This window comes from Microbacterium cremeum, assembly GCF_015277855.1.
GTDB lineage: Bacteria > Actinomycetota > Actinomycetes > Actinomycetales > Microbacteriaceae > Microbacterium > Microbacterium cremeum.
This window is the reverse complement of the sequence record NZ_CP063812.1, coordinates 231,179-243,937: the sequence shown is the minus strand read 5'-3', so window position 1 is coordinate 243,937 and position 12,759 is coordinate 231,179. Positions and strand designations below refer to the sequence as shown.

The following is a 12,759-nucleotide window of genomic DNA, read 5'->3' as shown; positions in this document are numbered from 1 at the left end:
TCACGCTCGTGTGCACCTGACGACCCTCCCCAGGGTAGCCCCGTATTCCGATTCCGGCATCCACCCTTGACAGCGGGCACCGGAGCGCACTCACTCCGGCGCCGGCCCGCCGAAGAGCGCAGCCCTGCGGACGCGATCCGCCTCGGACCGGGCGTCGGCGACGACCTGGGCGAGCCCGCTCCCCGCGACCCACGCGCCGACGGCGGCCAGCCCCGGCCGCGCCGAGACACGTCGGCGGACGTCAGCGGTCGCCGCGTCGTGTCCGAGCGCCGAGGCCGGGGCGGCGAGCTCGAAGCGCGCGGTGTGCGCCGCGCGCACCGCGGTGTCGTCGATCCGGACGCCGAGGAGAGCGGATGCCTCGTGCCGGGCGAGCTCGATCGTCTCGTGCCCTTCGGCCACCGGGTGGTCGAACGCGACGCTCAGCACGTGGCGACCCGCTCCGGCCGCGTGGGCGAGCCACGCCCACCGGGCGGTGTGGTGCACAAGACCCGAGGCGCGATGCGTCCCCGCGAGCGGGTAGACCTGCGCGCCGCGGGGCGCGGCGTCGAGCGCGGGCTCGTCGACGACGAGCGTCACGACCTCCCGCACGATCCCTTCGTGTCCGGGTTCCGCGCCGGGCGACGAACCGGCCCGTGCGCCCGCCGCCTCGAGGAGGCGCTGGGCCTCCTGTCGGCCCGTCGCCACGATCACGATGTCCGCCGGGTCGGGCACAGCGGCCCCGGCGTCGTCGTCGGTGCTCTCGATGCCGAGCCGCCACCGTCCACCGACGCGCGAGAGTCCGGTGACGCGGGTGTCGAGCACGATCTCGGCACCGAGCAGCCGCAGCCGCTCACCGAGGGCGGACACCAGCTGCGGCATCCCGCCGTCGAGGCTCTCGATCGCGGCGACCGGCGGGGCGTCCCGGTCGACGAGCAGATCGGCGACGGCGCCGCTGAGCGAGCCGGTGCGGGTGAGGGCGGCGGTGAGCCCGGGCGCCGCGACGACGACGTCGACCTCGTCGGGCGTGAGACCGAACCGTCCGGCGGCCAGCGGTGCGACGAGGCGATCGTGCACGGCGGCGCCCATGCGTGAGCGCACGAGCTTGCCGAGGTTGCGTTCGGTCCCGATCGTGAGCGGCGGCCGCAGCCGGTCGACGTACGCCCGCCACGCGCCGCGCCAGCCGATGACGCGGCGGACGCTTTCGTCCCACGGGTTCGCCGGGATCCCCAGCAGGCTCTGCTCGGGAAGCGGCGCGGCGGCGCCCTTCGGCAGCCCGGCGATCCAGGTGCGGTCGGTGCTCGGCGCGACGATCCGGTCGTCGAGGCCGAGCTCCTCGACGAGAGCGCGCACCGTCCCGCCGCTGGTGGACCAGCAACTCGCGCCGAGGTCGAGCGGCAGGCCGTCGAACTCGGCGCCTGCGATCGTGCCGCCCAGCCGCGGGGTCGCCTCGACCAGGGTGACCGGCATCCCCACCTTCGCGCACTCGAGGGCGGCGACGAGCCCTGCGATCCCACCGCCGATGACCACCGCGCGCGTCTCATGGGCGTGGGAGACGAGCCCTTCGAGCGGTTCGGCGGGGGAGGTCACGGCATCCATCCTCCCAGGTGCGCCGGCCTGGTCGAGCTTGAGAAACCACGCGCAGGTTGAGACTCCATCGGTTGTGGGGTTTCTCAACCTCCGTGGGGTTTCTCAACCTCCACGGGGTTTCTCAACCTCCACGGGGTTTCTCAACCTCCGTGGGGGTCGTCAGCCTCGGCGGGGCGCCGGTGGCGGGCCTCGGCACGCGTGCGGGGGGTGGCGGGGGCGACGGATGCCGCGTCCTCGGCATCCGGATCGCTCGCCGTCACGGGATCGCCGTCGACGGAGGTGACTCGGCCGTCGTGCAGTTCGATGACACGGTCGGCGCGCTGCACGAGGAGCGGGTCGTGCGTCGAGACGACGGCGGCGAGGCCCTGCGAGTGCACGAGGTCGCCGATGAGGTCCATGACGGTCGCGGCGGTGCGCGAGTCGAGCTGGCCGGTGGGCTCGTCGGCGATCAGCACGTGCGGACGCGCCGCGATCGCGCGTGCGATGCCGACGCGCTGCTGCTGGCCACCCGAAAGCTCGCCCGGCCGCTGCGCCGCGTGGTCGGCGAGCCCGACCAGCCGCAGCGCCTCGGCGACGCGTGCGTCGCGCTCGGCGGGCGGGGTCTTCGCGATCCGCAGCGGAAGCTCGACGTTCTCGGCGGCCGAGAGGATCGGGATGAGCCCGAAGGACTGGAACACGAATCCGAGCCGCTCCCGCCGCAGCGCGGCGAGGGCGTCCTCGTCGAGCGCGGTCGCCTCGACGTCGCCCAGCCACACCTTTCCCGACGTCGGACGGTCGAGTCCGCCGAGCAGGTTGAGCAGCGTCGTCTTGCCCGCACCTGACGCGCCCCGGACCACGACAAGCTCGCCCGCGGCGACCTCGATGTCGATGTCGACGCACGCGTGCACGTCTCCCGCGGCGGACGAGAACGTCCGTGTCAGCTTCTCGCCGCGCAGCGCAAGGGCGCCGTCCTGAGCTCGTCGAAGGGCGCCGTCCTGAGCTCGTCGAAGGGTCATGACGTCTCCTCGGTGGGGCCGGCGGATGCCGGGTGCGTCTCGTCTCGGTCGCTCGCGCTCTCTCGCTCGGCGACGGAGGCCGTCTGACCGGGCCAGACGCCGACATGGTCGGGTTCGAGGGCGAGGCGCACGCGCTCCCGCAGGTCGAGGGCGGTGACGAAGTCGTCGGGGAGCTGCAGCCGGCCGACGCGGTCGAGCACCGCGTACTCCTCGGCGACGTGGTGCTCGGCGCCGTGCTCGTCGAGCCTCGTGGATCGCAGCACCTCGGTGGACGTGCGGCCGTCGCGGATCTGCACCGTCCGGGCCACGTGCTCCGACACGGCCGGGTCGTGGGTCACGATGAGGGTCGTCAGCCCCAGCTCGCGATTGACCGAGCGCATCGCCTCCAGCACGTGGGCGCTCGTCAGGTCGTCGAGCTCGCCGGTCGGCTCGTCGGCGAGCAGCACCCGCGGATCGTTCGCGATGCCGACGGCGATCGCCACGCGCTGCTGCTCGCCGCCCGACATCTCGGCCGGTCGGCGGTCGGCGCAGTGCGAGACCTCGAGGAGGTCGAGCAGGTCGGCCACGCGCCGGCGACGCGCGGCCGCGCCACGCGTCGCGCCCGTGATGGCGAGCGCCGCGGCGACATTCTCGCTCGCCGACAGGTACGGCAGGAGGTTGCGCGACGTCTGCTGCCACACGAAGCCGACGCTGTGGCGACGGAACTCGACGCGCTCCTTCTCCTTCATCGTCAGCAGGTCGTGGCCCGCGACCCGCGCGACGCCGGCAGTCGGCTGGTCGAGGCTCGACAGGATCGACAGGAGCGTCGACTTGCCCGAGCCCGACGCGCCGACGACGGCGACGAGTTCGCCTCGATCGATGCGCAGGTTCAGCCCCTGCAGGGCCTGCACCTCGACCCCGGCCCCGTTCGCCGCCTGCACCTTGAAGATGCGCACCAGATCCGTGCACAGGATGTCGGCATCCGGTTGGTGAGCCTGTCGAACCATGGTCCTATCCTTCCTCCACCGTGCGCAGCACTCCCGCGGCGCGCGCGCGGCGCGACACGAGCAGGGCGAGCACGGTGAGAACGACGGCGAGCGCGACGAAGCCGCCGAGGGTGAGCAGCAGGATCGCCGGGTCGATCACATAGGCGGGCGCCACCGACGATCCGGTGAACGGCCGCAGGTCGACGGCCGCCATGACGACGAGCGGCACCAGCGCCCCGAACACGGTGCCGGCGAGCACGGCGGCGGCGGCCGGCGGCCCGATCTCCCACAGCGCGAGCGACGACGACGAGCGGCGCGGCGCACCGAGCGTGCGCAGCAGGGCGAGCACGCGAGCGCGCGGCCCCGCGGCGAGCGTCAGCGTCATGACGATCGCCAGCGCGCTCAGCAGCGCCGCGACCCCGGTCGCGAGCAGCAGCGCCCCGCGGACGCCCTGCACCGCGGGCCCGGACTCGATGCCGGCCGCCACCTGGGCCGCACCGTCGATGCGCACCGTCGGACCCAGCACCTCGCGGAGGCCCTGCTCGACGGCATCCGCCGACCCTTCGTCGTCGAGGCTCACGAGGATCGTGCGATCGCTCTGATCGCTGCCGAAGACCTCCTCGGCGTACGACGAGTCGATCGCCACCCAGTTCGCGCGGCCGCCGATGGGGGCCGGGCCCCGTGTCGTGCCCACGAGCTGAGCATCGACGCCGTCGAGCCTCAGTTCGTCGGTGTCGCCGATGAGGTCGGCCGCATCGCCTGAGGCGACGAGCGGCATCGGTCCGTCGGCGGGGGGCTCGAGCGAGACGCCGGGCGGCAGCATCCCGGGTCCCTCTCCCTGCACGGCCCGCAGGTCGGCCGCGTCGACGACGAACACCGAGGTGCCCGCTTTCACGCCGCCGATGTCGAGAGTCGCCGGCTCGGCTCCCGAGATGCCGGTCGCCAGTGCGACGCCGTCGATCTGCTGCACCCGCTCGAGCTGCTCGCGCGTGAACAGGCCGCCCTGCACGCGCAGGTCGGCACCGACCTGTGCGCGCGATGCCTCGTCGACACCGGACTGCAGGGTCGACAGGAGGACCCCCGACGACATCGCGACCGACACGCCGACGACGAGGGCGAGCACCGGAGTCACGCCGAGCGTCGGCTCGCGCAGGGCTCGCGCCGACCCGACGAACGCGTCGAGGCTCGCGCCGCGCCGAGCGCGGGCGTGCGCGGCGGCGAGAGGCAGCGGGTACAGCCGGATGGTCACGAGGCAGGCGACGAGCGCCAGCAGGAGCGGCGTGGCGGCGAGCAGGAGGTCGGCGCCGTCGCTGTACCCGCGGAGGAACAGCAGCGTGAGCGCGATCACCGCCAGCCCGGCGACGACTCCCTCGACGATGAGCCGCAGCCGCGATCCGCGGTGCCCGAGGTCGGCGCGCACCTGCCGTTCGGCGACCGACGGAGCAAGGACGAACAGGATCGCCACGGGAGCGATCCCGGTCAGCAGCGCCGTGGCCACGCCGGCCGCACTCGGTGCGGCGCCGAACACGGATGCCGCTGCGATCACGACGGTCGCGGCTCCGAGCAGCGCCGGCACGACGCCGACGAGAACACCCTCGGCGCCCAGCAGCCGGCGCAGCTGCCCGATCGACGCTCCGCGCGCCGACAGCAGCCGCAGGCTCGATCGCCGGCCCTCGAGGATCAGCCGGCAGCCGAGCACCAGCACCGCGGCTGCGACTCCCACCGGCCCCGACACGAGCATGGCGATGACGCCCGCCGTCGAACGCTGCTGCGCGAGCGCGGACTCGATGGTCGCGGTGATGTCGGCGTCGAACCTGAGACTGAGGATGCCGGGACCCTGGTCCATCGTCCCGATCACATGGGCGACAGCGGTGAGCTTGTTCAGCGCCGCGACCGCGGTTTCGGCGTTCGCGCCGTCGATGTCGTCGACAGCCGTGGGGAACCAGACCTTCGTCGACGGACTCCCGGCAAGACCCCCTGCCACGATGGAGGCGGGGTGCGCGAACCCCATACCCTTCACTTCGCGCGGATCATTGCCGTTGTCGAAGATGTAGGGCGTGAGCGACGACGGCACGTGCTGCCAGAAGTCCGAGCCGGCGTCGACGGGTTCGTAGAGCCCGACGAGCACGAACTCCACCAGACCCTGAGCCGACCTCGAGGTGCGCGTCTCTCCGACCGACCACTCCATCTCTGCCGCCGTCGCCGGCGACATGATGATCTCGACGCGGCTGATCACCGGCATGCCCTCGAACCCGGGCACCTGCTCCGACTCCGGCAGGTAGCTGGCGGAGGCGTCAGGAAGCCGCCCCTCCACGACCTCGAACTCGTCCTCGACTCCCGGCGCGAAGGCCAGGGTCACGGTGCGCGTCCTCGACTCAACCAGCTGGGTCTCGGCAAGGAGGGTCACGGCGGTCGCGGGTCGCAGAACCTCCGGCAGCGGCGCATCCGCCTCCGCGCGGATCCCCTCGACCTCGCCGAGGAAGTCGCCCCACACCTCGTCCGTGGTCGGTGGCTCCTCGTACGGCCAGTCCGGAAGCTGCGGGAACGCCGTGGTTCCCACGTTCTCGGACACGACGTCGCGCACCGTAGGCGCGATCGCGTCGAGCCGGCTGCGCAGCGTCGCGTCGCCGACGGCGTTCAGCGCGACGGGTGCGGCTGCCGCGAGCAGCGCCAGCACGAAGACGAGCAGCGCCACGATCACACCGCCGCCGGCGTGCGAGCGGAGGTGGTGCGCGACCAGCGCGCCGGTCGAGACGCGACGGCTCATCGGGATTCCTCCCCCACCGTCGCAGCGCGAGCCGCGCGCGAGACGCTCACCGCCACGGCGACGACGATGACGCCGAGACCCGCGGCGAGCAGCGCGACGGCGACGCCGAGCGGCGGCCATGCGAACGACACGCCGCCGGCGATGGGAAGGATGCCGGGAGTCACGGCTCGCACCAGCTCGGGCACGATCAGCCACGAGGCCAGGCCGCCCGCGACGGCGCCCAGCACGAGCGCCGCTCCGAAGACGCCGCCGAGCTCGGCCGCACGCATGCGTCCCTGTGCCGCGGCGCCGATCCCGAGGGCGCGCAGCACGCCGAGTTCGCGACGGCGGGCGATCGCGAGGGTCTGCACGATCGCGGATGCCGCGACCAGCGACAGCGCCATCGCCCCTGCCGTCGCGATCCACCAGCCCGGCGCGAGGGCGGCCACGACGTCCGCGCTCACCCCCGGCGCCGCCGTGTCGACCGGGCGATCGCCCAGGGCCGCGCTCAGGGCGTCGTCGGCGGTCGCGTCGCCCGCCGCCCACACCGAGTTCGGGGTCACGAACGACGCCCCCCGCTGCAGCTGCGAGACGAGCAGGTTCTCCATGGGCGCGAAGAGGGCCAGCGGCCTCGACGCACCGGGCACGACGTCCACGATCGACGACACGAGAGCGGCTCCGCGGCGGCCGGTGCCGGCGTAGCGGAACTCGAACGAGTCGCCTTCTCCGATGCCGAGGTGCTCGGCCAGGCCGCGAGAGACGACGGTCGCGACAGGGGGCGCGTCTCCGTCCGGTCCGCCATCGGCGGCGAGCTCACCGCCGTCGGCGAGCCACACGACGACGTCGTTGATCCCGGGGTGGAACTCCGCGTCCGCCTGGATCTGGAGCGGGCCGCTGCCGACCGCAACGACCGAGTCGAGGGTCACCTGCACCACGTCGCTGACGAAGCCCCGGCCGCGGTCGGCGCCGATCGCGAGCAGCCGCCACGGTGCGGTGCCCTCGGGAAGCGGCGCCTCGGCGACCACGGTCACCGACCCGTCGGGATTCGGCAAGACCTCGCCGTCGAGCGGGAGGCGGACAGGAGTCCCGGCGGCGTCGATCAGGACGGCGGCGAGGACGGGCGTCGGCGCGTACGAGCCCTCGGATGTGGCTTGTGCTGTCACCCGAAGGGCGGTGGCGCCGTCGCCGAGCGGCACCGGATCGACGACGACCGTTCCGTCCACGGCTGCGGCGGCCTCGAGCGCGCCCTTGTCGATGAGTCCGCCCGCCGACGTCACGACCTCGGGGATCTCGGATGCCGGGACCGCGACGAGCTGGGCGTCGGCATCGCCGATCTCGATCTCGTCTACGAGAGCAGGAGCCGCGGCATGAACCCCCTCGACACCGGCGGCAGCCGCCACGGTGCGGGGGTTCGCGGATTGGGGCGACATGTCGACGCGCAGGTCGGTGCCGGCGCGCACCGCGGCCGAGTCGGTGACCATGGCGGTCCATGTCGCGCTGTACGCCGAGGCGAACACGGCCTGCGCGACGGTGAGGGCGACCAGCAGCACGGCCACCGCGTAGATCGGGATGCGGCGAGCCACCTGACGAGCCGGATACCCCGGCTGCACGCCGGGGACGGCGGCGGCGGGCGGCGCCCACGCGACCGCCGCCGCGCCGAACACCGCGAGAGCGATCAGCGCGCCGGCCATCAGCACGACCGCCGGAGCGAGGGCGACGATGGGATCGAGTCCCGTCCCGCGGGCGAGCGGCAGCTGCCAGACGACCAGCGCCGACGCCAGAACCACCACCACGACCACGGCGGCGGTCGTCGCGCGCGCCGCCCGGGTCGTGGTGCGGGTGCGTTCGCCGCGGCGGAGCGCCACCGCGAACACGACGGCGAGCGCCGCGCCCGTCGCGAGCGCCCACGGCCAGGCTCCGACGGCTCCATCCGCGGCAGCGCCGATGACCGCGGCGAGACCTGCGGCGAGCGCGACGCCGAGCACAGTGCCCGCGAGCGCGACGACGACGCCTTCGGCGGCATCCGTCGTCCACGCCTGTGTCCTCGAGAACCCGCGGGCACGGATCGTCGCCGTCTCGTGCTCGCGCGCCGCTGCCACGAGCCGGGCGAGCTGGGCGACCGCCGTGCCGGCGAGGATCGCGACCATGAGGACGAGGGCAGGGGCCGCCGATGCGAGCGCCGCGGCGCCCGCCCCGACCTGCCTCGCCACGTCGTCGGCTGAGACTCCGGGGGGCGGCGGGTCACCCGCGACCTCGACCGCGCGGCCGAGCCACGCGAGCACGAGGCACACCGTGGCGACCGCGACCGCCACAGTGGCGGCGGCACTCACCAGCAGTCCGGCGCGCGCCCGGGCGCGCACTCCGAGCAGTCGCGCTGACGAGAGCGCACGGCGATCGGGCATGGGCTCGGTCCTCCGTGGTCGGTCGGGCGCTGTCGGTCCTGCAAACCTATCCAAAGCCGCAGTCGCGTCACGCGCTCCGCATCGCCGAGAGCGTCCGGCAGTGCGAAGATCCTGACAACGTAGCCGAGCCGGGTGCGAGACTGGGGCCATGACGCTCCACATCACGGGCGATGCCGCTGCCGATCGCCTTCTGACCGACGACCCGCTCGCGTTGCTGATCGGCATGCTGCTCGACCAGCAGGTGGCGATGGAGACGGCGTTCGCCGGACCGTTGAAGATCTCGGAGCGGGCCGGCACGCTGGATGCCGCTGCCATCGCGACCTTCGATCCCGACGCGTTCGTCGAGCTGTTCAAGGCGACGCCTGCGGTGCATCGGTTCCCGGGTTCGATGGCGGCTCGCGTGCAGGCGCTGTGCGCCGCCGTCGAACAGGATTGGGGAGGCGACGCGGCCGCGATCTGGCGGCGCGACGAGCCCGACGGGGCGACCGTGCTCACGCGGCTCAAGGGGCTGCCCGGCTTCGGCGAGCAGAAGGCGAAGATCTTCCTCGCGCTGCTCGGCAAGCAGTACGGCTTCACCGGGGCGGGCTGGCGCGAGGCATCGGCTCCCTACGGCGAGGACGGGTCGTTCCGCAGCGTCGCCGACATCGTCTCGCCCGAGTCGCTCACGAGAGTGCGAGAGCACAAGCGGGCGATGAAGTCCGCCGCGAAGGAGAAGAGCGCATGAAGAAGACCGGTGGCAGCGTGGGCGCCTTCGTGGCGGGCGTGACGCCCGAGAGGCGCCGACGGGATGCCGAGACCATGGTCGCGCTGATATCGGAGGTCACCGGACGCGAGCCCGAGATGTGGGGCACCATCATCGGCTTCGGATCGTGCCACTACACCTACCCGACCGGCACTCACGGCGATGCGCCGATCGCCGGGTTCGCGCCCCGCAAGCAGGCGACGACGGTGTACCTGCTCAGCACGGATGCGCACCGCGATCAGCTCGCGACGCTCGGACCGCACGAGACCGGCGTCGGGTGCCTCTACATCAAGGACCTCGAGACGGTCGACACCGACGTGCTGCGCGAGATCATCGCGGAGGACTACCGGCGAGTGCTCGCCGACGACATCGAGGGCGTGACCTTCACGATCGCGGACTGACGGCAGCGCCACCGCTGCGCACACCCCACCCCTCACACCGAGCTTCACCCCTCCCCCTGCCTCGCGGCACGCACACACGAAAGAGCGACTCTTGACCACGATCCTCCCTGGCCTGCCCGCCCTCGACTGGACGAACGGCACCACCCGCTTCGAATCGCTCGGCGACGACGCGCTGCGCCTCGAGGCGACGGCAGGCGTCGATTGGACCAACGACGCATCCGGGAAGGAGGCCGAGCCCCAGCACGGCGCAACGAGTCTCGCCTTCGCGGTCGACGGCGACTTCCAGCTGTCGGCGCGCGTGCGCGTCGACCACCCGCGGACCACGTTCGACGCCGGCGCACTCACCTTGTGGGCGGATGCCGAGCACTGGGCGAAGCTGTGCTTCGAATGGTCGCCGGACGGAGCCGCGATGGTGGTGAGCGTCGTCACCAACCACTACTCGGACGACGCGAACGCGATCGACGTCCATGCGGACGAGGTCTGGCTGCGCATCTCGAAGATCGGACCCGCCTTCGCGTTCCACTCCTCGTCCGACGGTCGGCAGTGGCGGTTCGTGCGGCTGTTCCGCCTGCTGACCGACAGCCCCGTTCGTGCCGGGTTCCTCGCCCAGGCACCGCTCGGCGATGGCGCGACCGCGACCTTCACCGACGTGCGGTACACGCCCGAGACCCTGACTCAGCTTCGCTGATCCACGACGCCCCCTGGGCCGGGGCGTCTCGCCACACGACTCTCCACACCCTCCCTCACACCGCGGCCCACCCCGCCGATAGGGTGAGGGAACCCACCCCCTCGCTGCGGAGAGAACTCATGCTGCCGTTCCTGATCGTCGGAGGCGTCGGCCTCGCCGTGCTCCTCATCTCGCTCATCGTGGGCGACATCTTCGACCACTTCGAGATCGGCGACGGTGCCATCTCGGGAACGGCCCTGGGCATCGCCGCCGTCGTGTTCGGGGCGTCGGGCGCTCTCACCTACACCTCGAACCTCGACCCGGTGTGGGCCTACGTCCTCGCCGCAGCGCTCGCGGTCGTGGCGTATCTCGTCGCGGTGCTGTTCGTGAAGCGGTTGACGAAGAGCTCGGACGGTGTTCCCACCTCGGCCGTCGGCCTCTCAGGCGTCACCCGGTCCACCATCACGCCCGCCGGAGGCGAGGTCAGCCTCGACGGCCCCCACGAGGTGGAACGCCGGCTCGCCTACAGCGACGGGACCATCGCCGAGGGCGTCCGCATCCGCGTCGTCGAGCACTCCGGCACCCGCGTCAAGGTCGTCGCGGAGTAGCAGTCACTTCTTGCCGCCGGGCGCGACGCCCGGCAGCGGCATCCGTCAAGAAAGGTCGTCCATGACGAACGAACTCATCCAGGTCATCGCCGTCGTCGCGCTCATCGTCGCGGTGCTCGGCCTCATCACCTTCATCGCACGGCGCATCCGGCGCGTGCCGCCGAACGAGGCGCTCGTGATCGTCGGGCGCGGCGCCGGCAAGCCGGCGGTCGATGAGATCGGCACCGGTCAGCGCGTCGTGATCGGCGGACGCACGTTCGTGTGGCCGATCCTGCAGCAGGGCTTCTCGATCTCGCTCGAGCAGCGCCAGATCGGCATTACGGTCGAGGGCGTCGACAAGCACCGCATCAAGATCGCCATCAAGGCGTCCATCAACTTCAAGGTGTCGGGCACCGAGGACGGCGTGCGCCGCGCGGCGCAGCGCTTCCTGTCGCAGCAGGACCTCCTCACCGAGATCATCAAGGAGTCGCTCGAGGGCTCGCTCCGCTCGATCGTCGGCGACATGACCATCGAGCAGATCATCTCCGACCGCAAGAGCCTGTCGGATCGCGTCGTCGCCGAGACCAAGGCCGACCTCGTCGAGCAGGGCCTGCAGGTCGACCTCCTCAACATCAGCGACATCTCGACCCCCGGCAGCGACTACCTCGCCAACCTCGGTCGCGCCGAGGCCGCGCGCGCACGCCAGGTCGCTGAGATCAGCGAGGCCGAGGCATCCCGTGCCAGCGAGTTCGCGCGCATCGAGGCCGCGGAGCAGATCGCCGAGCGCCAGAAGGCGCTGGCGCTCAAGCAGGCCACGATCAAGGCCGAGACCGACCGCGCGAACGCCGAAGCCGAGGCCGCGGGTCAGCTGGCGAAGGCCGAGCAGGACAAGGCCGTCGCACTGCTCGAGCGTGACGCGCTGTCGGAGCAGGCGAACGTGACGCAGGAGCGGCTCGACATCGACATCCGCAAGCCCGCCGAGGCCGAGGCGTACGCCGAGGTGCAGCGCGCCAACGCCCAGCGCGACGCCGCGAACGCCGCGACCGAGGCCGACGCCTACAAGCGCACCAAGATCGCCGAGGCGAACAAGGTCGCCGCGGTCCAGGACGCCGAGGCCGCCGCCACCGCGGTGCGCGTGTCGGGTGAGGCCGAGCGCGACAAGCAGGTCGCCCTCGCCGCCGGTATCAAGGCCGAGGGTGAGGCGCGCGCGTCGGCGATCCAGGCCGAAGGTCTCGCCGAAGCCGCTTCGACCGACGCCAAGGCGCTCGCGCTGCAGAAGTACGGCGAGGCCGCGCTCGCGCAGGAGATCATCTCGCGCCTGCCCGACATCGTGCGCGCCGCCGCCGAGCCGATCGCCTCGATCGACAAGCTCACGGTGGTCTCGACCGACGGCGCGTCCGAGATGACCAAGACCGTTGGCCGCGTTCTCAGCGAGGGCACCGACGTGGTCAAGGGCCTCACCGGGCTCGACATCAGCACGCTGCTGCAGGCCTACGCGCTCAAGACCGCCGGGGCCGACGCGCTCGCGGCCGTCGACGGCTCGAAGTCGGCCGCGAAGAACGCCGCGAAGGCCGCAGCCGCCGACGCCGCAGCATCGGTCGGCGCCGCCGGCTGACACCCGCTCGGGCACACGGATGCCGCGCCGCGACGTCTGCGGCGCGGCATCCGTCGTCTCGTCCGCCCGCTGA

At 72.6% G+C, this 12,759-nt stretch carries 10 protein-coding genes; 5 read left to right on the top strand and 5 right to left on the bottom strand.

Annotation, left to right across the window (positions count from 1 at the left end):
* Nucleotides 1-90: 90 nt before the first annotated feature.
* The 5 genes from IM778_RS01050 to IM778_RS01030 all read right to left on the bottom strand — a co-directional run bounded on the left by IM778_RS01050 (nucleotide 91) and on the right by IM778_RS01030 (nucleotide 8,674).
* The gene (locus IM778_RS01050; RefSeq protein WP_194410258.1) at nucleotides 91-1,575 is read right to left on the bottom strand and encodes a protoporphyrinogen/coproporphyrinogen oxidase; all 1,485 of its coding nucleotides are present in this window, start codon (nucleotides 1,573-1,575) and stop codon (nucleotides 91-93) included.
* A 131-nt stretch (nucleotides 1,576-1,706) separates the two neighbouring features.
* Nucleotides 1,707-2,561 carry an ABC transporter ATP-binding protein gene (locus tag IM778_RS01045; protein ID WP_194410257.1) on the bottom strand — a complete coding sequence of 285 codons (855 nt, stop codon included), beginning with the start codon at nucleotides 2,559-2,561 and terminating at the stop codon, nucleotides 1,707-1,709.
* The gene (locus tag IM778_RS01040; RefSeq protein WP_228484676.1) at nucleotides 2,558-3,547 is read right to left on the bottom strand and encodes an ABC transporter ATP-binding protein; all 990 of its coding nucleotides are present in this window, start codon (nucleotides 3,545-3,547) and stop codon (nucleotides 2,558-2,560) included. The genes IM778_RS01045 and IM778_RS01040 overlap by 4 nt, the downstream gene beginning before the upstream one ends.
* A 4-nt stretch (nucleotides 3,548-3,551) precedes the next feature.
* Nucleotides 3,552-6,293 carry an FtsX-like permease family protein gene (locus IM778_RS01035; RefSeq protein ID WP_194410256.1) on the bottom strand — a complete coding sequence of 914 codons (2,742 nt, stop codon included), beginning with the start codon at nucleotides 6,291-6,293 and terminating at the stop codon, nucleotides 3,552-3,554.
* Nucleotides 6,290-8,674: an FtsX-like permease family protein gene (locus tag IM778_RS01030; RefSeq protein ID WP_194410255.1), complete on the bottom strand. Its 2,385-nt coding sequence runs from the start codon at nucleotides 8,672-8,674 to the stop codon at nucleotides 6,290-6,292. The genes IM778_RS01035 and IM778_RS01030 overlap by 4 nt, the downstream gene beginning before the upstream one ends.
* 148 nt (nucleotides 8,675-8,822) lie before the next feature.
* Between IM778_RS01030 and IM778_RS01025 the strand changes: the two genes are divergently transcribed.
* The 5 genes from IM778_RS01025 to IM778_RS01005 all read left to right on the top strand — a co-directional run bounded on the left by IM778_RS01025 (nucleotide 8,823) and on the right by IM778_RS01005 (nucleotide 12,686).
* Nucleotides 8,823-9,398 carry an HhH-GPD-type base excision DNA repair protein gene (locus tag IM778_RS01025; protein ID WP_194410254.1) on the top strand — a complete coding sequence of 192 codons (576 nt, stop codon included), beginning with the start codon at nucleotides 8,823-8,825 and terminating at the stop codon, nucleotides 9,396-9,398.
* Complete coding sequence (locus IM778_RS01020) at nucleotides 9,395-9,817, top strand: DUF1801 domain-containing protein (protein WP_194410253.1); 423 nt, start codon at nucleotides 9,395-9,397, stop codon at nucleotides 9,815-9,817. Before IM778_RS01025 ends, IM778_RS01020 begins: the two co-directional genes overlap by 4 nt.
* A 91-nt stretch (nucleotides 9,818-9,908) precedes the next feature.
* Entirely contained in the window at nucleotides 9,909-10,505 is a 597-nt protein-coding gene (locus IM778_RS01015) for a DUF1349 domain-containing protein (protein ID WP_194410252.1), read from the top strand.
* A gap of 119 nt (nucleotides 10,506-10,624) precedes the next feature.
* Nucleotides 10,625-11,092: an NfeD family protein gene (locus IM778_RS01010; protein ID WP_194410251.1), complete on the top strand. Its 468-nt coding sequence runs from the start codon at nucleotides 10,625-10,627 to the stop codon at nucleotides 11,090-11,092.
* Between the two features lie 61 nt (nucleotides 11,093-11,153).
* Nucleotides 11,154-12,686, top strand: a complete 1,533-nt coding sequence (locus IM778_RS01005; RefSeq protein ID WP_194410250.1) for a flotillin family protein — start codon at nucleotides 11,154-11,156, stop codon at nucleotides 12,684-12,686.
* Nucleotides 12,687-12,759 lie beyond the last annotated feature (73 nt).